At 61.8% G+C, this 22,104-nt stretch carries 18 protein-coding genes; all 18 read left to right on the top strand.

Features of this window, described 5'->3' with window-relative positions:
• The first annotated feature begins 147 nt into the window (after nt 1-147).
• The 18 genes from M8N44_RS11245 to leuC all read left to right on the top strand — a co-directional run bounded on the left by M8N44_RS11245 (nt 148) and on the right by leuC (nt 22,088).
• Nucleotides 148-603 (top strand): division/cell wall cluster transcriptional repressor MraZ, encoded by a 456-nt coding sequence (locus tag M8N44_RS11245; RefSeq protein ID WP_022397704.1) that lies wholly within the window; start codon nt 148-150, stop codon nt 601-603.
• Between the two features lie 9 nt (nt 604-612).
• The gene (gene rsmH, locus M8N44_RS11240; RefSeq protein WP_249853110.1) at nt 613-2,178 is read left to right on the top strand and encodes a 16S rRNA (cytosine(1402)-N(4))-methyltransferase RsmH; all 1,566 of its coding nucleotides are present in this window, start codon (nt 613-615) and stop codon (nt 2,176-2,178) included.
• A gap of 23 nt (nt 2,179-2,201) precedes the next feature.
• Nucleotides 2,202-2,546: a hypothetical protein gene (locus M8N44_RS11235; protein WP_022397706.1), complete on the top strand. Its 345-nt coding sequence runs from the start codon at nt 2,202-2,204 to the stop codon at nt 2,544-2,546.
• A gap of 16 nt (nt 2,547-2,562) precedes the next feature.
• Nucleotides 2,563-4,662, top strand: coding sequence for a peptidoglycan D,D-transpeptidase FtsI family protein (locus tag M8N44_RS11230; protein WP_102728959.1), 2,100 nt, complete (start codon nt 2,563-2,565; stop codon nt 4,660-4,662).
• A gap of 7 nt (nt 4,663-4,669) precedes the next feature.
• Nucleotides 4,670-6,175 (top strand): UDP-N-acetylmuramoyl-L-alanyl-D-glutamate--2,6-diaminopimelate ligase, encoded by a 1,506-nt coding sequence (locus M8N44_RS11225; RefSeq protein ID WP_022397708.1) that lies wholly within the window; start codon nt 4,670-4,672, stop codon nt 6,173-6,175.
• 18 nt (nt 6,176-6,193) lie between these two features.
• Complete coding sequence (locus M8N44_RS11220) at nt 6,194-7,567, top strand: UDP-N-acetylmuramoyl-tripeptide--D-alanyl-D-alanine ligase (RefSeq protein ID WP_102727615.1); 1,374 nt, start codon at nt 6,194-6,196, stop codon at nt 7,565-7,567.
• Between the two features lie 5 nt (nt 7,568-7,572).
• Nucleotides 7,573-8,676, top strand: a complete 1,104-nt coding sequence (mraY, locus tag M8N44_RS11215) for a phospho-N-acetylmuramoyl-pentapeptide-transferase (RefSeq protein WP_022397710.1) — start codon at nt 7,573-7,575, stop codon at nt 8,674-8,676.
• 11 nt (nt 8,677-8,687) lie between these two features.
• Nucleotides 8,688-9,998: a UDP-N-acetylmuramoyl-L-alanine--D-glutamate ligase gene (gene murD / locus M8N44_RS11210; protein WP_180975254.1), complete on the top strand. Its 1,311-nt coding sequence runs from the start codon at nt 8,688-8,690 to the stop codon at nt 9,996-9,998.
• Between the two features lie 23 nt (nt 9,999-10,021).
• Nucleotides 10,022-10,822, top strand: coding sequence for a LysM peptidoglycan-binding domain-containing protein (locus M8N44_RS11205; protein WP_102728957.1), 801 nt, complete (start codon nt 10,022-10,024; stop codon nt 10,820-10,822).
• A 27-nt stretch (nt 10,823-10,849) separates the two neighbouring features.
• On the top strand, nt 10,850-11,992 hold the full coding sequence (locus M8N44_RS11200) for an FtsW/RodA/SpoVE family cell cycle protein (RefSeq protein ID WP_022397713.1): 1,143 nt from the start codon (nt 10,850-10,852) through the stop codon (nt 11,990-11,992).
• On the top strand, nt 11,989-13,113 hold the full coding sequence (murG, locus tag M8N44_RS11195) for an undecaprenyldiphospho-muramoylpentapeptide beta-N-acetylglucosaminyltransferase (protein ID WP_102728956.1): 1,125 nt from the start codon (nt 11,989-11,991) through the stop codon (nt 13,111-13,113). Before M8N44_RS11200 ends, murG begins: the two co-directional genes overlap by 4 nt.
• Complete coding sequence (gene murC, locus M8N44_RS11190; RefSeq protein WP_102728955.1) at nt 13,106-15,403, top strand: UDP-N-acetylmuramate--L-alanine ligase; 2,298 nt, start codon at nt 13,106-13,108, stop codon at nt 15,401-15,403. Before murG ends, murC begins: the two co-directional genes overlap by 8 nt.
• A gap of 23 nt (nt 15,404-15,426) precedes the next feature.
• Entirely contained in the window at nt 15,427-16,362 is a 936-nt protein-coding gene (locus M8N44_RS11185) for a D-alanine--D-alanine ligase (RefSeq protein WP_102728954.1), read from the top strand.
• 47 nt (nt 16,363-16,409) lie between these two features.
• Nucleotides 16,410-17,360, top strand: coding sequence for a cell division protein FtsQ/DivIB (locus M8N44_RS11180; protein WP_102728953.1), 951 nt, complete (start codon nt 16,410-16,412; stop codon nt 17,358-17,360).
• 223 nt (nt 17,361-17,583) lie between these two features.
• The gene (recA, locus tag M8N44_RS11175; protein WP_022397718.1) at nt 17,584-18,624 is read left to right on the top strand and encodes a recombinase RecA; all 1,041 of its coding nucleotides are present in this window, start codon (nt 17,584-17,586) and stop codon (nt 18,622-18,624) included.
• 154 nt (nt 18,625-18,778) lie between these two features.
• The gene (locus tag M8N44_RS11170; protein ID WP_022397719.1) at nt 18,779-19,798 is read left to right on the top strand and encodes an N-acetylmuramoyl-L-alanine amidase family protein; all 1,020 of its coding nucleotides are present in this window, start codon (nt 18,779-18,781) and stop codon (nt 19,796-19,798) included.
• 34 nt (nt 19,799-19,832) lie between these two features.
• A complete protein-coding gene (lipB, locus tag M8N44_RS11165) occupies nt 19,833-20,519 on the top strand; it encodes a lipoyl(octanoyl) transferase LipB (protein WP_102729050.1) in 687 nt (228 codons plus the stop codon).
• 156 nt (nt 20,520-20,675) lie between these two features.
• Entirely contained in the window at nt 20,676-22,088 is a 1,413-nt protein-coding gene (leuC, locus tag M8N44_RS11160) for a 3-isopropylmalate dehydratase large subunit (RefSeq protein ID WP_102728951.1), read from the top strand.
• The last annotated feature ends 16 nt before the right edge of the window (nt 22,089-22,104 follow it).

Raw genomic sequence — 22,104 nt, 5'->3', positions numbered from 1 at the left:
TAATACCGGTCCCGGAGCGGCGCAAGAGCGGATCAATGCTTTTTTTCACGACATGAACACAAGAAAAAATACTTTTTTCCAGTACGGGGTTGACATTTCAGGTGCATTAAAGTGTATTGAAGTCACTACGTAGTGTACTTGCATGCGATGAGCAGTGTATCAGACAACCTTTTTGGTGCATACACGCACAAGCTGGACCCCAAAAACCGGATTGCGATTCCGGCTGAATGGAGGCCTACCGAAGGCTGCGCCCTGCTCCTGCTATCCGGCCGGCGCCTTGAATTGCCGACCGTTAAAGCCTATACGCGGGAAAAATTCCAGCAACTCATTGACAAGATAGAAGCCACGCCCGGCTACACGGAAGCGCAGATCGACCTGTTCATCGGCAGATTATATGCCAACTGCGTGGAGGCCATCATCAACGCCCAGGGCAAACTACTGATACCCAAACAAATGTGCGAACACGCACAGCTCAGTTCCTCCGTCCGGCTCGCCGCGCGGAGAGGATATTTCGAATTATGGGAACCTTCTCTCTATGAAGAAGTCTCCCGGCGTGAAAACGCCAATATTTCCGATATCAACCAATCCTACGGCATTCTCTGATCTCCCTTCATGCCCCCAGACCCTACCATTCCGCCCACGCATCAGGCCCATCCCTACGCAACGCTTGCGCTGCGCCCGGGCTGGCTTGTTTCCGGCCTGGGCGTCGGCGCCAGAACCGGGCTGAATGCGGAGGTTACGGCTTATTCCATTGTTTTCTGGGGGCACGACGCCCTTCCGGCGCAGGACATGATCGCCTGGCAGCAGGAGAAGGCACGCATCACCGCGGAAATGTCCCTGGCGGGACAGAAGGGCGCTTATGGCAAATTGGGCGCATTGTCCTCCAGCCTGAACCGGGCTTTTGATGGCCATGTTGAGCTTTCTTTACGCGCGGGCGCGGGTACGCATGTCCGCACGGAGGAGGCGCAGGCCCTGGCAAATGCCCTTGCGGCGGAAACGTCCTGCCGCGTGCTGGCATGGAGCATCTGCCGCAACCATGTGCACGTGATTGCGGAGTTGACGGAGGAGAAGGGGGTGGACGAGCTGGTCTGTTCCTGGAAGGCGCTTGCCCCCTCCATGAACTGGGAAGGCGTGTACCACACGGAAGCCCTGAAAGCTCCGGAAGCCGAAGCCAAAGTGGACGCCCTGGTTTCCGAACTGGGGGATGACGCCGTTTCCGCCTCCGCTGACGCGGAAACGGACGGAGCCGTTTCCGGCAACGGTTTTAACCATGTTACGGTTCTGCTGCATGAGACGGTGGACATGCTGGCGGCAGGCCCCGGCAAACTGATCGTGGACTGTACGCTCGGCGGCGGCGGCCATACGGAATTTCTTCTGGAACAGGGCGCTACCGTCTGGGGCATTGACCGCGACCCGGACGCCCGCCGCGCCGCCGCGCTGAAGCTGGCCCGCTTCGGCTCCCGTTTCAAGGTGCTCGCCGGCAATTTCCAGGATGTGGAAAGCATCCTCGCCCAGCAGGGCGTTTCCCAGGTGGACGGCCTGCTGGCGGACCTCGGCGTTTCCTCCCACCAGCTTGATACCGCCTCCCGCGGCTTTTCCTTCCGGGAAGACGGCCCGCTGGACATGCGCATGGACACCCGCGCCGCCTTTTCCGCCCGCAACCTGGTGAACGAGGCCCCGGAAGAAGAGATCGCGGACATCCTCTGGCAGTTCGGAGAGGAACGGGCTTCCCGCGCCATTGCCCGCGCCATCGTAAAGGCGCGTTCCCTGGCTCCCATCACCACCACCGCCCAGCTCGCCCGCGTGGTGGAATCCGTCCTTCCGCGCAAGGGGCGGCAGCATCCCGGCACCCGTACGTTCCAGGCTTTGAGAATCGCCGTCAACGGGGAGCTGGACGCGCTGGACGCGCTGCTGGATTCCTCCGTGCGCCTGCTGGGCAAGGGGGGCCGCATGGCCGTTATTACCTTCCACAGCCTGGAAGACCGCAGGGTCAAGCAGTTCTTCGACCTCCGGAGCCGTCCGGAAATCGACCGTCCGGAATGGCCGGCTCCGCGCCCCAACCCGGATTACTGCTTCCGCCTGCTTTCCCGCAAGCCCGTCACTGCGGGAGAAGAAGAACTTTCAACCAACCCCCGTTCCCGCAGCGCCAAGTTGCGCGGCGTGGAAAAAATCATCTGACCCATCTCTCCTTCGCCACCGCCATGAAAAGATTCAAACAGCGTTTCACCGGCCACCAGATCAGCGTGAGCATGATCATGTGGCTCATTGCCTTCGCCTCCCTCACCTGCGGGGCGGGCATCACTTATGCCGTGCTGAAAAACGACCAGATCCAGGTCGCGCGCGACATCAAGCAAATGAACGAGGAGATCGCTTCCTGCGAACTCACGAAGGAATATTACCGTTCCAAGACTTCCTCCCTGACCAGCCGCTGGGCCATCCGCGACAGGCTGGCCCAGGACAAGTCCAACCTTCAGCCTATCGAGCCCTCAGCCGTAGAATACATTTCTTCCGAAAACGCCTCCCGCATTGCCGCGGCAGGCAATTAAATGCGCCGAGCCGTTCATGACCACGATCACGAAGTCCAGATTTGCCAGAAGAAGCCTCGTCCTGTGCGGCGTGGCGGGCGCTGCGGTCATCTGGCTGATGCTGACGCTGGTCAACCTCCAACTGGTTTCCCCCCGGAAAACGGGCGGAGTCCCCAGCGGCGGCATTATTGAACGGGAGGTTCTCCTGCCCCAGCGCGGTCGCATCATGGACGCCAATGAGGAGATCCTCACCAACAACATGCAGAGTTCCGAGCTGATTGCGGACGGCTACCACCTGAACGATCCCAAGACCATCAGCTGGGCTCTTGCCTATTCCAAGGCCGTCCACTCCGCCTTCTGGGGAGAAGCCGCCACGGACAAGGAGAAAGAGAAGCTCGTTTCCGGTTTCCGCAGCAAAATCCTGGGACAGGCGGCCAGCAAGAAGGACGGCAGCAAGGAGCACAATCTGGCGAAAATCCTGCTGGAAGAGCCTGAGGACGGCCCGGAAGGGGTAGACATGGCCAGGAAGAAGCTGGAAGAGCTTTATGAGCCGGAGATGGTGAGAAAATACGTGCAGGCCCATCTGGAATACGCCGCCAGCGTGATCGCCCCCTTCCTGCCGGACATGAGCGTGCAGGACATCATCAACACGGTGGAAAAGGACGGGGAGATTCCCAAGAAGCGCATCGTCATCGCCAAGAACCTGTCCGAGGAAAAAGCGGAACTGCTGCGCCAGGCCATCCAGAACGCCCGCGTCCAAGGGTTCCGGTTTGAGACTTCTTCCAAGCGCGTTTATTCCGTGCCGGAATGCATGGTGCACATTCTGGGCTACATCGCCCAGACGAAGGACAGCGGTCCGCGGCCCGTGGCCCTTTCCGGCCTTGAAAAACAGCTGGACGACCAGCTTCTGGGCCACAACGGCATCAGGGAGTACCGGAAGGACAGCCGGGGCCGCATCATCCCCTCCGCGGATTCCCGTTTCAAGGACGCCGTGGACGGCCTGAACGTTCGCCTGACCGTGAACATGGAGTACCAGACGATCGTGGAGGAGGAATTGGACGCCGCCATTTCCTTTTACACGGACCAGACCCACAAGCCCCGCGGCTGCATTATCGTCGTGGAGCCCAAGACCGGCAGCATTCTGGCGATGGCCAGCCGTCCCCACTATAATTTAAATACGCGCGAGGGCCTGCAGGAAGGCGCCTACCACTTCGCCGTGCAGTCCCTGTACGAACCGGGTTCCACCTTCAAGATCGTTTCCGTCACGTCCGCCGTGGACAGCGGAAAGGCCACATTCGATACCATGATCAACTGCACGCCCTACATGGTGCCCGGCTCCCGCCCCGTCACGGACGCCCCCCGTTTCTACAGCGGCCTGACCGTGGCGGGCGTGCTGAAAAAGTCCAGCAACCCGGGCGCCTTCCGCATTGCGCTGAAATCGGGCTGGCCCACGTATAAAAAGTATTTTGACCTATACGGTTTTTCCTCCAAGACGGGCATCGACCTGCCGGGGGAAACCAACAGCCAGTGCCAGGACGGCAGCAACTTCGTCAACTTCTCCCGCATCAGCTTCGGCTATTCCCTGATGGTCTCCCCCTTGCAGGTCGCCATGGCCTACGCCGCCATCGCGAATGACGGCGTGCGCATGCGCCCCCGGCTGGTGGACGGCATTTACGTGGACGACAAGAATTTCCAGCCCTCCCCCCCCGTGGAAGTATGCCGGGTCATGAGCGTTAAAACAGCCCGGAACCTCCGGAACGCCCTGTTCCACGTCACGGACCTGGACGGAACCGCCAAAAGGGCGCGGATTGAAGGCTACAACGTGGGGGGCAAGACCGGCACCGCCCACAAGGTGAAGCCCACGGGCGGCTATTTTGACAACCGCTATACCGTCTCCTTTGTAGGGATGCTTCCGGTGGAGGACCCGGCCTTCGTCTGCCTCATCGTCATTGACGATCCCACCTCCAAGCACTGCCACCCCGGCGGCGGCACCGTATGCGCTCCGGTCTTCCAGAAACTGGCCACCCGCCTGGCGGCGGCCATGAACATTCCCAAGAATACCCCTTCCGCGGAGGCAGACAAAAAAGCCTCCCGTGCCCAAGCCTCTTCCTCCCCGTCCAAACTGCCGCGCAGATAATCCTATCATGAAGCTACTTACCTTGCTCAAAGACCTTCCCGCCCATACGCTCACCGGCTCCCCCCAGGTGAAAATCTCCCATCTGGAATGCGACAGCCGCCGCGTTCTGCCCGGCTCCTGCTATATTGCCCTGAAGGGAACCCAGGCGGACGGCCACGAGTTCATTCCGGAAGCCATCCGCCGCGGAGCCTGCGCCGTCGTCGCGGAAATGCCCTGCACGAAGGAAGCCAGGGACGCCGGAGTCAGCTGGGTGGAGGTGAACGATTCCCGCCTGGCCGTCAGCCTGATGGGCGCGGCCTGGAACGGCCATCCCTCCCGCCACATGACCATGATAGGCGTGACGGGGACGAACGGAAAAACTACGACGGCCTACATCGCCCATTCCCTGCTGAAGCAGTCCTGGCTGCGCGCCGGGCTGATCGGCACCATCGCCTATGACAACGGGGAGGAAATCACCCCCTCCACCCACACCACGCCCGGCCCGCTGGAGCTGGAACACCTGCTGAAGGAGATGTTTGAAAACGGCTGCCGCGGCGTTTCCATGGAGGTATCCTCCCATGCGCTGGACCAGGAACGCGTGGCCGGCATTAATTTTAACGTGGGCATTTTCACCAACCTGACCCAGGACCACCTGGATTACCACCACACCATGGAGAATTATTTCCAGGCCAAGGCGAAGTTGTTCGAGCAGATGGCGCAGGACACCAGGGCCCGCCGCAAGCCCGTGGCCGTCATCAACATTGACGACGCCTACGGCCGCCGCCTGGCAGAAATGTTCTCCGGCCGCATGGCCGTCAAGACCTACGGTTCCGCCCTGGGCGCGGATTTCCGCATGCTGGTGCACCACGCCACGGCCAAGGGCAGCGAATACGAACTGGAATACAAGGGAAAAAGCTACCTGGTGCGCGTGCCCCTGATCGGCAAATTCAATATGTACAACAGCCTGGCCGCGCTGGCGGCCGTCATCTGCGCCGGCATCCCGGTACGGGACGCCATCGCGAACCTCCAGAACATTCCGCAGGTTCCCGGCAGACTGCAATTGTTCACCCACCCCGGAGGCGCCCAGATCTTCATTGATTACGCCCACACGCCGGACGCCCTGGAAAACGTCTGCAGGACGCTCAAGGAAATCTGCTCCCGCCGCCTGATTACCGTGTTCGGCTGCGGCGGTGACCGGGACAAGGGCAAGCGCCCGCTGATGGGCGCCGTGGCCGCGCGCCTGTCTGACGCCTGCATCGTCACTTCCGACAACCCCAGGAGCGAGGAGCCCCTCTCCATCATCAGCCAGATTACGGCGGGCATGCCGGAAGGCAGGTACGCCATCATTCCGGACCGCGCCCGGGCCATCGCCACGGCCATCGAACAGGCCCGGCTGGGGGACGTCGTCCTGATTGCGGGCAAGGGCCATGAAAACTACCAGGAGCTTTCCACCGGACGCATCGATTTCAGCGACGCCAAGGAAGTGCGGCGCAACATGTTCATCAAGGAGAGGGAAGAGTTCCCGCAGGCATAACACATCATTTCATCTTTCATGACCTCCCTCACGGCACACGGCATCTGCAACGCCATCGGCGGAAAACTGGTCAGCGGCCCCTTTGACAGGGTCGCTTCCGGAGGCGTGTGCACAGACAGCCGCGCCCTGCCGCCCCATGCCGTTTTCTTCGCGCTGGGAGGAGAAAAGTTTGACGGCAACCTGTTTGCCCCGGAGGCTTCCCGCACCGCGGCGGCAGTCGTCGTCAGCCGCGTGGAGGAAGGGATGGACCCCTCCTGCGCCGTCATCCTGGTGGAGGATACGCTGAAAGCCCTCCAGCAGCTGGCCTCCTGGTGGCGTGCCGGGCTGACCCTCACCGCCATCGGCCTGACCGGCTCCAACGGGAAGACCTCCACCAAGGACCTGACCGCCTCCGTTCTTTCCCAGGGACTCCGGACCATCGCCACGCAGGGAAACCTGAACAACCACATCGGCGTTCCCCTCAGCATCCTCCGGGCTTCCCCGGCGGACGAGGCCGCCGTGTGGGAAATGGGCATGAACCATCCGGGAGAACTGGCCCCCCTGTGTGAAATGACACGCCCGAAGATCGGCATCATCACCAGCATCGGCACTTCCCATATTGAATACCTGGGCTCCCGGGAAAACATTGCCCGGGAAAAATGCACGGTAGCCCGCTGCCTGCCGGAAGACGGCTTCATGATTTTCCCGGCGGACTGCGATTATGCGGACATGATCCGCCGGTCCACCCGCGCCGCGTGCATTGAGTGCGGCATTGACTCCGGAACCGTCCGCGCGGAAAACCCGGTCTCCACGGAGAATGGGACGCGTTTCACCCTTTCCATTCCTGATTTCTGCCGGGAGGTGGTGGAACTGCCCGTCCACGGCCGCCACATGGTGGCCAATGCGCTTCTGGCCGCCGCCGCCGGCTGGGTGGCAGGTCTTGCGAAGGAGCAGATCGTCTCCGGCCTCAACCGGGCGCAGCTCACGGGCGGCAGGCTCCACTGCACCCGGTCCAACGGCATTCTGGTAGTGGACGATACGTATAACGCCAATCCGGATTCCATGCAGGCCGCCCTGCACACCGCAGCGGAGCTTTCCTGCACCGGCAGGCGCTTTGCGGTGCTGGGCAGAATGGGGGAACTGGGAACGTTTTCCGAAGAAGGGCACGCGCTGGTGGGACGCACGGCGGAAAAGCTCCGCTTTGACTGCGTGGTCAGCGTGGGAACGGATGCCGCCCGGATTACGGACGCCATTTCTCCGAACTCATCCACCAAAGGACTGAACTTCGGCTCCGCAGAGGAAGCCGCCGAATGGCTCCGCAGCCACACGGCGCCGGGAGACATCGTCCTTTTCAAGGGCAGCCGCCTTGCCCGGATGGAGCAAGTCATGAACCTCACCTTTCCGCCCCAGTAAATTTTATGCATTCCTTCATTGAACAGCTCAGCCCCGCGGGGGCGCTTGCAGAACCGGCAGGGAGAGCCCTGCTGGCCTGCCTCATCTCTTTTGTCCTGACGATGATGTTCGCCCCGCGGGTAATCCGCGCGCTGATTTCCCTGAAAATCGGCCAGCCCATCAGGACCGCGGAGGAAGTGCACAAGCTGGCGGAACTCCACGGAGCCAAGGCGGGAACTCCCACCATGGGCGGCGTGCTGATCGTAGGCTCCATGACGGCGGCTACCCTGCTGTGCGCCAGAATGAACAATCCCTTCATCATCTCCTGCCTGTTCGTCACCCTGGCGCTGGGACTGCTGGGCTTCCGGGACGACTACCTGAAGGTGGCCAAGAAAACCTCGGACGGCATTTCCGCGCGTAAAAAACTCTTCATCCAGTTCCTGGCCGGGCTGGCGGGCGTCACGTTCCTGTACCTGTACCCGGAAGGCAGCCCCCGCGTGGAACTGCATGACTACGTCTCCTCCCTGTTCATTCCGTTCTACGGCCAGGTGAACCTGCCGTGGTACGTTTACATTCCCTTCGGCGTCGTGGTGGTCATGTCCGCCTCCAATGCGGTGAACCTGACGGACGGACTGGACGGCCTCGCCTCCGGCTGCTCCGTCACCACGGGCATCTCCTACGCCATCATTGCCGCCATTTGCGGGAACTGGCTGATGGCGGATTCCCTGGACATCCCCTTCCACCCCGGCGCAGGGGAAATCAGCGTTTTCATGATGGCCCTGGTGGGCGCCTGCCTGGGTTTCCTGTGGCACAACTGCTACCCGGCCAGGGTCTTCATGGGGGATACCGGCTCCCTGGCCCTGGGCGGAGCATTCGGCATGGCCGCCGTCTGCACGGCGCAGGAGCTTCTTTTCATCGTCATCGGTGGCGTTTTCGTCATGGAGGCCACATCCGTCGTTCTCCAGGTAGGCAGCTTCAAGCTGCGCCACGGTAAACGCATCTTCGCCATGGCTCCCATCCACCACCATTTTGAACTCAAGGGATGGAAGGAAACCCAGGTGATTGCCCGCTTCTGGATGATCAGCCTCCTGCTGGCGTTCCTGGGCCTTTTCCTGATCACCACCGCCTGACAACCACGAACATGCAGCTCAACAATCTCAACATCGCCGTCCTGGGAGCGGGAAGAAGCGGACGCGCCGCGGCGCGCCTCGCCATGAAGCATGGCGCCCGGGTGCGCGTGTTTGACGCCTCCCCCTCCATCGGCAACTGGCCGGAAGACATTCCGCTGCACGCCGCCGCCACGGAGGAAGACGGGAGGGCCTTCCGCGCGGACCTGGTGGTCATCTCCCCCGGCATTGAGACGGACAGCCCCTTTGTCAGGGCCTTCGGGCGGGAAGGCGTGGAAACCATCGGTGAAATGGAGCTGGCCTGCCGCTTCTACCATGGCCGCATCATCGCCATCACCGGCACCAACGGAAAAACCACCACCACGTCCCTGGTGGAAAAAATCCTGCTTCGCGCCGGAAAGGCGGCCATCGCCTGCGGCAATTACGGCGTCCCGATGGCGGAAATCCTGCTCCGGGATTCCGTGCCGGACGTGCTGGCGCTGGAGGTCAGCTCCTTCCAATTGGAAACTATCCGCGATTTCCACCCGGACGTGGCCGTATGGCTCAATTTTGCGCCGGACCACATGGACCGCTACAAGTCCGTGGAGGATTACTACCACGCCAAGCTGCACATCTTCGACAACCAGACGGAAGAAGACCTGGCCGTCGTGCGCGCCGGGGAAAGGCTCCCGCACCTGAAAGCCCCCGTCCGCACCTTCAGTTCGGAAGATCCGGCGGCGGACCTTTATTACCGGGAACCGCAGGTCATGGAGGGAGACAAGCCCCTGCTGAACCTGGCGGATACCACCCTGAACCAGCGCCACAACGCGGAAAACGCCATGGCCGCCGTGCTGGCCTGCCGCCACCTGGGCATTCCCGCGGAAACGGCTGCGGAAGTATTGAAGGAGTTCACTCCCCCCGGCCACCGCTGCGAGACCGTCCGCACGCTGGACGGCGTGCTGTGGCTGAACGATTCCAAGGCCACGAACCTGCACGCGCTGGAAGCAGCGCTGAAATCCCAGAATTCCCCGGTCATCCTGATTGCCGGAGGCAAGGACAAGGGACTGGATTACCTGCCCCTGCGGCCCATGCTGAAGGAAAAGGTGCGCGCGTGCGTCGTCTTCGGCCAGATTGCGGACCAGCTCCAGGACGCCTTTTCCCCCGTGGTTCCCACGGAAAAAGCAGCGGACGTGGCGGACTGCGTGGCCAAGGCCCGCGCCTGCGCCAGGACGGGAGACACCGTCCTGTTCTCCCCCGGCACCTCCTCCTTTGACATGTTCACCGGCTACGTCCAGCGCGGCCAGGCCTTCCGGGACGCGGTGAACGCCCTCTCCCCCCTTTCCTGACAACCCACCAGAAACCCACCATCATGAAAACGACCAAGACCCCCGATCACAATCCGACCGGACGCACCCGTCCGAAACGCAAAATGGGCACCGTGCTCCGTGCCAAGCTCAGCAGATACCGCGCACGCGTCTCCGAATTTGAAGATGACGCTCCCAGCAGCACCGTCGTGCGCTGGCTCGTCGTCCTCCTTCTTCTCCATCTTCTTGTTATCGGCGGCGTCTATGTCCGCAGCACCTGGTTCAGGAATACGACGGAGACCGTGGAAATGGCAACCGCCCTTCCCGCGCCGCCCACCGTTTCCCAGACGCCCGTTCCTGCGGCTCCCCCGGCGGTTCTGCCCCAGGCTCCCCAGGCCGCTCCCGCGGCTCCGGTCACCATCACGCAGCCGGAACAGGTGGTGGACGCGCGCCCGAACAGGCAGCCGGTTCCCGCCGTGCAGGAACACATTCCGGATGCCGCTCCGGTGGCAGGTCCTGCGCGCCACATCGTGCGCACGGGGGATACGTGGGAACGGATCGCCCGTGACAACCAGGTGGCCGTCAATGACCTGAAAGCCGTCAATCCCAGGGTGCAGCGCCTTGTCAGCGGAAGCACGCTCGTCATTCCGGCACGCCCCGGCGACAAGATGGCGCCGGAAAAAACCGCCGCCGCGGAAACGGAACCGGACGGCGTGGCGCATATCGTGAAGAAGGGTGAGACCCTCTCCGTAATCGCCCGCAAGTACAAGATGAACTGGCGCTCCCTCCAGAAATTCAACAAGATGAACGACCGGGACGTAGCACGCCTCAAGATCGGTCAAAAGATCATGATTCCCAAGAAGTAAGTTCTTTCTCTTCCCGCCCCTGCCGCCATGTCTTCCAAAGTCTGCATGATTCTGGTCTGGTTTTTCGTCATCTGCCTTCTGGTCGTGGGCCTGGTGATGGTATCCAGCACGGCGGCCTGGGCGGAAGAAACCAAGCACCCGTACGAGCCCCTGTTCAAGCAGACCGCCTTTGCCTGCGCGGGGCTGGTGGGGGCCATGATCCTCTCCCGGATAGATTACCGGATATGGAGGAAGTATATCTGGTGGATTCTGGGGTTCGCCTGCTTCCTGCTGGTGCTGTGCTACGTGCCGGGCATCGGGAAGGAGATCAACGGGGAACGCCGCTGGATCACCATCGGCATGCAGTTCCAGCCCAGTGAATGCGCCAAGCTCTGCATGATGATGGCGCTGGCCAACTGGCTGGCCCTGTACCGGGACCGCACTACCTCCTTCTGGTGGGGGTTCGTGATGCCCGGCGTCATCTTCGGCATTCCGCTGGCGCTGATTCTTTTTGAAAAGGACATGGGCACCTCCGTAGCGCTGGCCCTGGCCGCGTTCTGCGTGATGTTCGTGGCCGGCACGCGCAAGATTTACCTGGGCGGCGCCCTAGCGCTCGCCGGAGCGGCCCTGTACGTTCTGGTGCAGAGCAACGCCAACCGCCTGGAACGCTTCCTGGCCTGGAAGGACCTGGACGCCCACCGCCTGGGCGCGGGGCTCCAGCAGTACCGCGCCTCCATCGCCCTGTCCCGCGGCGGCCTGGACGGGGTGGGCCTGGGCAACAGCGCGGAAAAGCACGGCACGCTTCCCTTCGCCCATACGGACTTCATCTTCGCCCCGCTTGGGGAGGAGTTCGGCTTTTACGGAACCATGTTCGTCCTGCTCTGCTATTTCCTGATGACCTATGCGGGCATCGGCGTAGCCATGCAGTGCCGGGACGCCTACGGCCGGTTCCTGGCCGTGGGGATCGTCGCCATCATCTTCTGCCCCGCCATCCTGAACATTGCCGTGGTGACCAACGCCGTGCCCAACTCCGGGCTGCCGCTGCCCTTCATCAGCTTCGGGGGCACCAACCTGGTCTTCACGCTGGCCGCCCTGGGCATGCTCACCAGCATTCAGAGATTTTCCACCGGTGCACAGCCCAACTGTGAAATCACCCGCAAAGACGAACGCTCCATTGACGTAAGATTATGACTGAACCCTCTCCCTCGCGTCCCACCCTGAACATCGTGATTGCCTGCGGCGGCACGGGGGGGCACCTTTTCCCCGGCATAGCCGTAGCCCAGGAACTTAAAAAGCGCGGCCACAACGTCACCCTCCTCATTTCCCAGAAGAAGGTGGATGCGCAGGCCAGCAAGAATTACGGCGATCTCAATTTCCGCACCATTGAGGCCATCGCTATGCCCAAAATCCCGTCCATGTCCCTGCTGGGCTTCGGGCTCAGGCTGTACAAGGCCATCCGTTTCAGCCGCAGCCTTCTGGACGAGGTGAATGCGGACGTCGTCATCGGCATGGGCGGCTTTACTTCCTTCCCCCCCGTTTACGCCGCCCACCGCAAGGGCATCCGCACCTACGTGCACGATTCCAACGCCCTGCCCGGCAAGGCCAACCGCATGACCGCCAAATGCTGCACGAACGTGTTGCTGGGCATTGAGGAGGCCAGGCACTATTTCAACCCCGCCAAGTGCATCGTCACCGGCACCCCGGTGCGCCAGGAGATGGAGGAACGCAGGGATAAGGATGAATCCCGGGCGGAGCTCAACCTGCCGAAGGACCGCCGCGTGGCCCTGGTGATGGGCGGCTCCCAGGGGGCCAGGAACCTGAATTCCCTGGTCATTGAAGCGGCCCGGCAGTGCGCGGACCTGTGCGACTTCCTCATCATCACCGGCTCCGCGGATTTTGCGCGCGTGAGCCAGCTGACGGCGGACATGCCCCATGTGCACGTCATTGAGTTCTGTTCCGCCATGGCGACCGCGTACGCCGCGGCGGACGTGGTCATTTCCCGTTCCGGGGCGTCCAGCCTGACGGAGCTGGCCCACATGGGGAAGGCGGCCCTGCTGGTTCCCTACCCCTTTGCCGCGGATGACCACCAGGCGCACAACGCGCGCGTCTTCGCGGCCCACGGGGCGGCGCGCATGATGCGTGAAAACACCCTCACGCCGGACGATATTGCGGCTTTTCTGAACGAAGTCTTCAAGGATTCCTCCCTGCTGGCCTCCATGAATGAATGTGCTTTACGTCTGGATACGCCTGATGCAGTATCCCGCATCGCCAATGTCATTGAAAACACGGACCATGCAGCCATCCATGATTGAGACTTTACGCAAACGCCTGATGGACAGGGAACATCCGGCACGTCTCCACCTCATCGGGGTGGCCGGGTCCGGCATGTCCGGCCTGGCGCTCATGCTGATGGAAATGGGGCACCGGGTGAGCGGCTGCGACCGGGTGACCAGCACGGAAACCGAACGGCTCCAGAGCCTGGGACTTTCTTTTTCCTGCCCGCATTCAGCGGACGCCGTCTCCGACGCGGAAATCGTCATTTATTCCAGCGCCATCCGGGAGGATAATCCGGCCCTTTCCGCCGCGCGCAAACTGAACATTCCCTGCATGCGCCGCGCGGAATGCCTGGCGGCCATCCTGAACGGGAAGAAGGGCGTCGTGGTCTCCGGCACGCACGGCAAAACCACCACCTCGGCCCTCTGCGCTCACCTGATGCGGGAAGGCCGCATGCGCCCGTGCCACTATGTAGGGGCGGAAATCCCCGTGCTGGGCACCAACGCCCACTGGAACGAGGACAGCGAATACCTGGTGGCGGAAGGGGACGAGAGCGACGGCACGCTGGTGAACTACATCCCGGAGCACAGCATCGTCCTCAACATTGAGCCGGAACACCTGGACCATTACAAGGACCTGGATGAAATCAAGGCCGTGTTTGACCAGCTGTGCTCCCAGACGCGGGGCAAGATCATTTACTGCCGCGCCCATCCCGGCGCAGCGGACGTATGCGCCGGCTATCCCAATTCCGTTTCCTACGGCTGGTCTGGTGCGGATTACACCGCCACGGACATCCTGGAACGCCGCGGCCGCACCCTGTTCACCGTCCTGAAAGGGGAAGAGGAACTGGGCCGCGTGGAGCTGGGCATTCCCGGACGCCACAACGTGCTGAATTCCCTGGCTGCCATTGCGCTGGCAACGGAACTGGGCGTGGACTTCCCGGCGATAACGCGCGGCCTGGCTTCCTTCGCCGGGGCCAAGCGCCGCTTTGAGACCAAATACCTTTCCCCCACCATCCGGATTGTGGACGATTACGGCCACCATCCCACGGAGATAGCCGCCACGCTCCAGACCGCCCGCTCCCTCCAGCCGAACCGCCTGGTGGTTTACTTCCAGCCGCACCGCTACACGCGCACCCAGATGCTGGCGGACGACTTCGGCAAGGTGCTCCAGGCGGCGGACCTCGTCTTTGTGGCGGACGTTTACCCCGCCAGCGAACTGCCCATTGAAGGAGTGAGCGGCCAGACCATCATCGACGCCATGCACAGGCACGGCCCGGTGGAAACCCATTATCTTCCCGACCTGGGCACGGCCCACCACGCCATCGGCAACGCGCTGAAACCCGGAGACCTGTTCCTGACGCTGGGGGCCGGAAACGTCCACGAATGCGGCATGCGCATCGCGCGCGACCTGGCTCTGCTGGAGGATCTGGAACGCACCGCGGGCGAATCCCTGGAAGGCAAGCTGTACGAACCCATGTCACGCCACACCACCATGAGGGTGGGAGGCTGCGCCCAGTACTGGCTGGAGCCCTCCACCTTCTCCGGCATGCAGACAGCCGTCAATTATTGCCGGGACAGGAACATTCCCGTGCACGTCATTGGCCGCGGCTCCAACATCATCGTCAGGGACGGCGGCCTGCGCGGCGCCGTCATCCACCCCTCCGGAGGCGAATTCGACGTCCTGGAAATTCAGGGGAACCGCCTTTCCGCCGGCGCGGGAGTGCGGCTGAAAAAGCTGGTTTCCACCGCCGTCCAGAACGGCCTGGGCGGCCTGGAATGGATGGACGGCATTCCAGGCAATGTGGGAGGAAGCCTCCGCATGAACGCCGGGGCCATGGGCATGGACATGATTAAAAACCTCGTCTCCGTCGTCTGCCTGGATGAAGACGGGGAAATCCGCAGTCACACAAAGGAGGAACTGAACGCCCAGTACCGCTCCATCCCGGACCTGGCCCATAATTTTGTGCTTCAGGCCGTGTTTGAAGCGCAGCCCGCCCCGGCGGAGGAAATGGAACGGCTCCTGGCGGCGGCCAGGGCCAAGCGCAAGCTTTCCCAGCCCGTAGGAGCCAGCGCAGGCTGCATCTTCAAGAACCCGGAGGAAATCCCGGCGGGCAGGCTCATTGACGAGCTGGGCCTGAAAAACGCCTGCGTGGGGGATGCCTGCGTGTCAGACGTGCACGCCAATTTCATCATCAACCGCGGCCATGCCAGGGCGCGGGACATCACCATCCTGATTGACATGATCCGGAAGGAAGCCATGGAAAACCGCGGCATTGACCTGAAATCGGAAGCCCAGGTCATCGGAGACCGGGAACCCCAGTTTTAACCCATTCATTATTTTATTTCAACATGAGCACTCTCAAGCGCGACCTCAAGATTGCCCTTCTCCTTGGCGGCCCCGGAGCGGAACGGGAAGTATCCCTCGTCTCCGGAAAGTCCGTTTACGGCGCCCTGCGCCAGGCCGGGTTTACCGACGTAACGGAGGTGGACGTACATGGTCCGGACTTCCGGCTGCCGGAAGGCACGGAACTGGCCTACAACATCATTCACGGCACCTTCGGCGAGGACGGGGCCCTTCAAGCCATTCTGGAGGAACGCGGCGTTCCGTATACGGGAGCCGGTTCCCGTTCCAGCGCCTTGTGCTTTGACAAGTCCGAATCCAAGAAGGTATTTCTGGAAGCCGGGGTTCCCACCCCCCGCGCGGAAATCCTGGACTGCTCCGGCGGCATCGTGATGCCGTCCCTTCCCCTTCCCTTCGTCATCAAGCCTCCCTGCGAGGGCTCCAGCGTGGGCGTCCACATCATCCACAAGCAGGAAGACGTGCTCCCCGCCATGGAGGAAGCCGTTACCCACGGCACCACCGTGCTGGTGGAGGAATTCATTCAAGGCCGTGAACTTACGGTGGGCGTTCTGGACGGGGAAGCCCTCCCGGTCATCCACATCTGCCCCCGCTCCGGCTTCTATGACCTGAGCAACAAGTACCCGTGGATGAACATGGGCGGAGGCACGGATTACATCTGCCCGGCGGACCTTCCGGAAGAAATCGCCGCCAAGGTGCAGGAGGCCGCCCTGAAGGCCTACCGCGCCGCCGGCGTGGAGGTGTACGGCCGCGTGGACGTGCTGCTGCGCGAGGTAGACGACTCCCCCTTCGTGCTGGAAATTAACACCATTCCCGGCATGACCCCCTCCAGCCTGCTCCCCAAGGCGGCTGCTGCCGCCGGCTGGTCCTACGAGGCCCTTTGCGAAAAAATAGCGGAATTATCGCTAGCCACCCCCCGGAAATAGCGTAATATTTGACAGAGGGCGGGGAGTCGCCCATCCCACACCCCCCGATGTCGCACAAAGCCACAACGCCAGTCCCCCGTTCCGCCAAAAGGCCGGAAATGCTCCTGCTGGAACGGGAGGCCAGAAAAGAAACCATTGAGCGCAAGGGCAGGAACTACCGTTTCTGGCTCTTCCGGCGCAAGCTGTACCACATCGTCACCGTTTACACGCTCATCTTCGGCCTTATCGGGGCCATCGTCTTCCTCTGGACGGATTACATCCTCAAGTACGACTGGCTCTCCATCGACACCGTCACGTTGAAAAGCAACGGCATTTTCAACTCCGAGCAGGCTTTCGCCGTCATGGGGATAGGCCCGAAGGACAACATCTTTTCCATGGATGCCCCGGAACTGGAACAGCGGCTGGAAAAATGCCCGGCCATCCGCCGGGCGGCCGTCAAGCGCCAGATATCCTCCAATCCCACGCTGCTGGTGGACATTGACGCGCGCATCCCCGTGGCATGGATTGACTGCCCGGAACTGGGCGTCCACCCGGGAGACGCCAAATACGGCGTTCTGGCGGACAAGGAGGGCGTCATTTTCCCCTGTATGGAGCAGGTCCACATGCCCTACATCCAGGGCAGGCACATGCCCTCCGTCACGCTCAGGCCGCCCAGCTCCGGCCAGCTCAGCTACGGAGTCGGCATCCGGGAGCTGGAAGCGCCCATGAAGCTGATTGAGCTGCTCTCCGGCACGGTGACGGAATACCTGCCCAGCATCGTCTCCATCACCACGCCCAACGACTGGTCCTTCTGCGTGCGCTTCTCCAACGACTGCCAGGCCACCTTCAGCCATTACGGCCTGGAGCACCAGGTGGAAAAACTGTCCCGCGCTCTCCGGCACGCACGCCAGACGCACCGGAAAATCAGCGCCATCAACCTGATTCCGGAGCACAATATCCCCGTCATTTTCGACGATTCCTACGAGGACATCCCCCTTGCGGAACCGATTGAGGAATGACGCCGTGCCGGCGTCCCCTCCCGGAAGCGGTTTTTCCCCGTTCCCGGCCTTCTCCCGGGAACGTTCTCCCATATTTTCCTCAATTCCTCCCGAGCGAAACACCTGGTTTTCACAGGTTTTCCCCCATGTCAGAATTCTATTCTTTCTCAACGGGAAATGAGATCGTGAAGACCTATTGAACACTTGCCAATAACGCCGCGCAAGCTATACTTTCCACGATATTATGAGCAACGAAACACCTTTATCACCCGAAGCGGAAAAACTGGCAGCGGCCCGCAAGCGCAACCTTGACCTGGCCCTCTCCCAAATCCAGAAAGACTTCGGAGAAAACGCCATCATGCGCCTTGGAGACAACGTCAAGATGGAAGTGGACGTCATCCCCACCGGCAATCTTCTCATTGACCGCGCGCTGGGCGTGGGCGGCTTCGCCCGCGGCCGCATCGTGGAAATCTACGGACCGGAATCCTCCGGTAAAACCACCCTGACCCTGACGGCCATCGCCCAGGCCCAGAAAGCCGGCGGCCTGGCCGCGTTCATTGACGTGGAACACGCCCTGGACCCGCAGTACGCCGCCCGCCTGGGCGTCAACCTGGACGACCTGCTGGTCTCCCAGCCGAGCTCCGGGGAAGAAGCCCTGCAAATCTGCGAAGCCCTGGTGCGTTCCAATTCCATTGACGTCATCGTGGTGGACTCCGTGGCCGCGCTGGTCACCAAGCAGGAGCTGGAAGGCGAAATAGGAGACTCCACGGTGGGCGCCCAGGCGCGCCTGATGTCCGCCGCCCTCCGCAAGCTCACCAGCTTCATCTCCAAGGCCCGCACCGTCTGCGTCTTCACCAACCAGATCCGTGAAAAAATCGGCGTCATGTTCGGCAACCCGGAAACCACTCCCGGCGGACGCGCCCTGAAATTCTACGCTTCCGTGCGCGTGGACATCCGCCGCATCGGCCAGATCAAGGCCAGCGACGGCTCCGTAGCCGGAAACCGCACCAAGATCAAGGTGGTCAAGAACAAGGTGGCGCCCCCCTTCACGGAATGCGAGTTCGACATCATGTACAATGAAGGCATCTCCTCCGTGGGAAGCCTGCTGGACCTGGCGATGGAGTATGACATCATCCAGAAGCGCGGCTCCTGGATCAGCTATAACGGCAGCCAGATCGCCCAGGGCAGGGACGCCGCGAAGGAAGCCCTCAAGTCCAACCCTGACCTGTACAAGGAAATCGAAGAACTGGTCAAGGCCAAGATGGACGAGAAGGCGGCCAAATAATCCGGCTCCTTCCCTGTTCCCACTCATTCAAGGCGGCTCCCCCTTCCGGGAGCCGCCTTTTCCCTTTCCGGAGGCAGGCGCAAAAGAATCTTTCACGGAAACTTTTCTCTTGTGCGTCATGAAAAATCCGTTAGTCTGGACGCGATATCGTCCTATGTATCCGACCTCTCGCACATCATTTGCAGCCGTGCTCGGCGTTTTGGGCATGTTTCTGCTGACGCTGTCCACGGCCTTCGGATGGAACCCGGAAACCATCAACGGCGTGCAGTACATTCCGATGTCCGAGGTGCGCACCCATTACAAACTGACACGGGAACGCACGGAAGGACGGCAGAAAGTTTACGAAGTGCCGGAAAAGATCCAGATACGCATGCAGGCGCACAGCCAGGACATGTTCATGAACAACATGAAGTTCGTGCTTTCCTATCCCGTGGCGGACCATCCGTCCAAGGGGCTGATGGTCTCCAACATGGACCTGCACAAAATCATTGACCCGGTCCTGCGCCCCACTTACATCGCCAACCGCCGCAGCTTCAATACGGTAGTCATTGACCCCGGCCACGGCGGCCATGACAGCGGCACGCGCAACCGCATCAGCAGGGAGGCGGACATCAACCTCTCCGTCGCCAAAAAACTGCGGGACCGTCTCAAGGGCATGGGCTACCAGGTGGTGATGACCCGTGACACGGACAACTTCATTACCCTCCAGGACCGCGTCCGCATCGCCAACAGGCACAGCAACGCCATCTTCATCAGCATCCACTTCAATGACGGCGGCCCCTCCGCCCGCGGGGTGGAAACCTTCACGCTGGCCCCTGCGGGCACTTCCTCCTCCATGTCCCGCAACATCCGCCAGGACGCCCTCCAGGGCAACTCCCAGGACAGCATGAACATCGCCCTGGCTACAGCCGTGCAGGGGCACATGCTGAAAGGGCCGCTCGCCATCAAGGAAGGCATCTCCATGGTTGACCGGGGCATCAAGCGCGCCCGCTATTCCGTGCTGTGCACCATCAAGCACCCAGCCATTCTGGTGGAAGGCGGATTCATGTCCAACCCGCAGGAAGCTCTGCTCATCTCCACGGAGCGCTACCAGAACTTCATGGCCTCCTCCCTGGCCGCCGCCGTGCGCCAGTACCGCACCGCTCTGGGCCAGCAGGTGCGCAGAACGCGTTAAGCCCCGCACTTACCGGGGGTTGCCCCTCCGCAGCATGAACATCATCCGCATTCCCGGCCTGGCAGACTATCAGGAAACCCTGGAACTTCAGGAACAACTGGTCCGGGCCCATCAGGAAGACCCGGAACGGGAAGATGACCTGCTTCTGCTGGAACATGCCGGGGTTTATACCATCGGGCGCACGCGCGACCACGCCAGCCTGCACCCCGGTTCCGCGCTCCCCTTCCCCGTTCATGAAATCAACCGTGGCGGGCAGGCCACCTACCACGGCCCCGGCCAGCTCGTAGGGTACCCCATCACGGATTTGAACCGCTGCGGCAGGGACCTGCACAACTACGTCACCGCCCTGGAAAACGCCTTGATTGAAGCTTGCGCCAAATTCGGCGTACAGGCCCGCATCCGGGAAGGTTTGGTGGGCGTATGGGTGGAGGACCGCAAAATAGCCTCCATCGGCGTAGGGGTGAAAAAATGGATCGCCATGCACGGCTTCGCCTTCAACGTGACCCGCGAATCCCTGCCCCCCTTCCAGGCAATCACTCCGTGCGGCATCCAGGGCGTGCAGATGACCTGCCTGGAACAGGAAATGCCGGAATCCGGGCAGAAGGACGACCTGCTGGACCGGTTCGGAAACGCTTTTGCAACACTGTGGAAGGAAAAATTCCACCGGAATTCAAAAGGTGCAGAGTGTGCCGGGGAGCATGAAAAATCCTTCTTCCCTTGAAGACGGAAATGCGCCAAAGGCTGGGAAGCGGCCATTTCAGACCATGAATGCAGGGGAAATGTTCAAAAAAACACTTCCTGTAAGACACAGACCGTGTCAGCAATACGTCCTTGCATCTTGACGCGGTTCCCGAACGGACGGATGCTTATACCAGTTATGGGGAAAACACTTTTCCAAAAAATCTGGGACGCTCATTCCGTCGGCATCCTGCCGGACGGAAGAACGCAAATGTTCATCGCTACACATCTGCTGCATGAAGTCACCTCTCCGCAGGCTTTCGGAATGGTCCGGGACCTGGGCCTAACCGTGCGTCACCCGGAACGCACCTTTGCCACCGTGGACCACATCATCCCCACGGACAACCAGGCGGAACCGTTCGCGGACGCTACGGCTGACGCCATGATCAAGGAACTGCGCCGGAACTGCGCGGAAAACGGCATCCGCTTTTTCGACCTCCCCACCGGCCTCCAGGGCATCGTGCACATGGTAGGCCCGGAACTCGGCATCACCCAGCCGGGCATGACCATCGTGTGCGGGGACTCCCACACGGCTACGCACGGCGCGTTCGGCTCCATTGCCATGGGCATCGGCACCACGCAGGTGCGCGACGTGCTGGCTACGCAGACCATGGCCCTCAGCCCGCTCAAGGTGCGCCGCATCAACGTGAACGGGAAACTGGCCCCCGGCGTGCGCGCCAAGGATGTGGCCCTGCACATCATCGGCCTTCTGGGCGCCAAGGGCGGCCTGGGCTTCGCCTATGAATACGGCGGCAACGTAATAGACGCCATGAGCATGGACGAACGCATGACCCTCTGCAACATGTCCATTGAAGGCGCGGCCCGCTGCGGCTACGTGAACCCCGACCAGACCACGGTGGAATACATCAAGGGCCGTCTGTTCGCCCCCACCGACGCGGACTGGGACAAGGCCGTGGAACGCTGGTTGAGCTTCGCTTCCGATGCGGACGCAGAGTACGACGAGATCGTGGAGATTGACGGAGCCGCCATTGAACCGACGCTGACATGGGGCATTTCCCCGGACCAGAACACGGGCATCAGCGGCAGCACGCCCAACCCCTCCTCCGCCAGGAACGACGACGAACGGAAGATGATCAATGAGGCGCTGGAATACATGAAATTCCCCGCGGACATGCCCCTCAAGGGACTGCCGGTGCAGGTGTGCTTCGTAGGCTCCTGCACCAATGGCCGCATCTCGGATTTCCGGGAAGTAGCCGCCCTTATCAAGGGGCGCCATGTGGCTCCCGGCATCCGGGCCCTGGCCGTTCCCGGCTCCCAGATGACTGCCAGGCAGTGTGAAGAGGAAGGCATCGCGGACATTTTCCGTGAAGCCGGCTTTGAATGGCGCCTGGCGGGCTGCTCCATGTGCCTGGCCATGAATCCGGACAAGCTCCAGGGGGACCAGCTCTGCGCCAGTTCCTCCAACCGGAACTTCAAGGGCCGCCAGGGAAGCCCCACCGGGCGCACCCTGCTGATGAGCCCCGCCATGGTGGCCGCCGCCGCCCTGACCGGGAAGGTCTCCGACGCGCGCGACGTGTTTTCCCTGAATTAACTTTCCAACTTTTTCC

This window comes from Akkermansia massiliensis, from assembly GCF_023516715.1.
GTDB classification, from domain to species: Bacteria; Verrucomicrobiota; Verrucomicrobiia; order Verrucomicrobiales; family Akkermansiaceae; genus Akkermansia; species Akkermansia massiliensis.
Note: the sequence above shows the minus strand (reverse complement) of the source record. Positions and strands in the feature narration are given on the sequence as shown.

Bases quoted from the DNA above. Each gene is read 5' to 3' on its own strand.
- recA (WP_022397718.1), top strand. From the start codon at position 17,584: ATGAGCAACGAAACACCTTTATCACCCGAAGCGGAAAAACTGGCAGCG.
- murG (WP_102728956.1), top strand. From the start codon at position 11,989: ATGACTGAACCCTCTCCCTCGCGTCCCACCCTGAACATCGTGATTGCC.
- M8N44_RS11235 (WP_022397706.1), top strand. From the start codon at position 2,202: ATGAAAAGATTCAAACAGCGTTTCACCGGCCACCAGATCAGCGTGAGC.
- M8N44_RS11225 (WP_022397708.1), top strand. From the start codon at position 4,670: ATGAAGCTACTTACCTTGCTCAAAGACCTTCCCGCCCATACGCTCACC.
- mraY (WP_022397710.1), top strand. From the start codon at position 7,573: ATGCATTCCTTCATTGAACAGCTCAGCCCCGCGGGGGCGCTTGCAGAA.
- M8N44_RS11245 (WP_022397704.1), top strand. From the start codon at position 148: ATGAGCAGTGTATCAGACAACCTTTTTGGTGCATACACGCACAAGCTG.
- rsmH (WP_249853110.1), top strand. From the start codon at position 613: ATGCCCCCAGACCCTACCATTCCGCCCACGCATCAGGCCCATCCCTAC.
- M8N44_RS11205 (WP_102728957.1), top strand. From the start codon at position 10,022: ATGAAAACGACCAAGACCCCCGATCACAATCCGACCGGACGCACCCGT.
- M8N44_RS11185 (WP_102728954.1), top strand. From the start codon at position 15,427: ATGAGCACTCTCAAGCGCGACCTCAAGATTGCCCTTCTCCTTGGCGGC.
- murD (WP_180975254.1), top strand. From the start codon at position 8,688: ATGCAGCTCAACAATCTCAACATCGCCGTCCTGGGAGCGGGAAGAAGC.
- lipB (WP_102729050.1), top strand. From the start codon at position 19,833: ATGAACATCATCCGCATTCCCGGCCTGGCAGACTATCAGGAAACCCTG.
- M8N44_RS11220 (WP_102727615.1), top strand. From the start codon at position 6,194: ATGACCTCCCTCACGGCACACGGCATCTGCAACGCCATCGGCGGAAAA.
- murC (WP_102728955.1), top strand. From the start codon at position 13,106: ATGATTGAGACTTTACGCAAACGCCTGATGGACAGGGAACATCCGGCA.
- M8N44_RS11200 (WP_022397713.1), top strand. From the start codon at position 10,850: ATGTCTTCCAAAGTCTGCATGATTCTGGTCTGGTTTTTCGTCATCTGC.
- M8N44_RS11180 (WP_102728953.1), top strand. From the start codon at position 16,410: ATGTCGCACAAAGCCACAACGCCAGTCCCCCGTTCCGCCAAAAGGCCG.
- M8N44_RS11170 (WP_022397719.1), top strand. From the start codon at position 18,779: ATGTATCCGACCTCTCGCACATCATTTGCAGCCGTGCTCGGCGTTTTG.
- leuC (WP_102728951.1), top strand. From the start codon at position 20,676: ATGGGGAAAACACTTTTCCAAAAAATCTGGGACGCTCATTCCGTCGGC.
- M8N44_RS11230 (WP_102728959.1), top strand. From the start codon at position 2,563: ATGACCACGATCACGAAGTCCAGATTTGCCAGAAGAAGCCTCGTCCTG.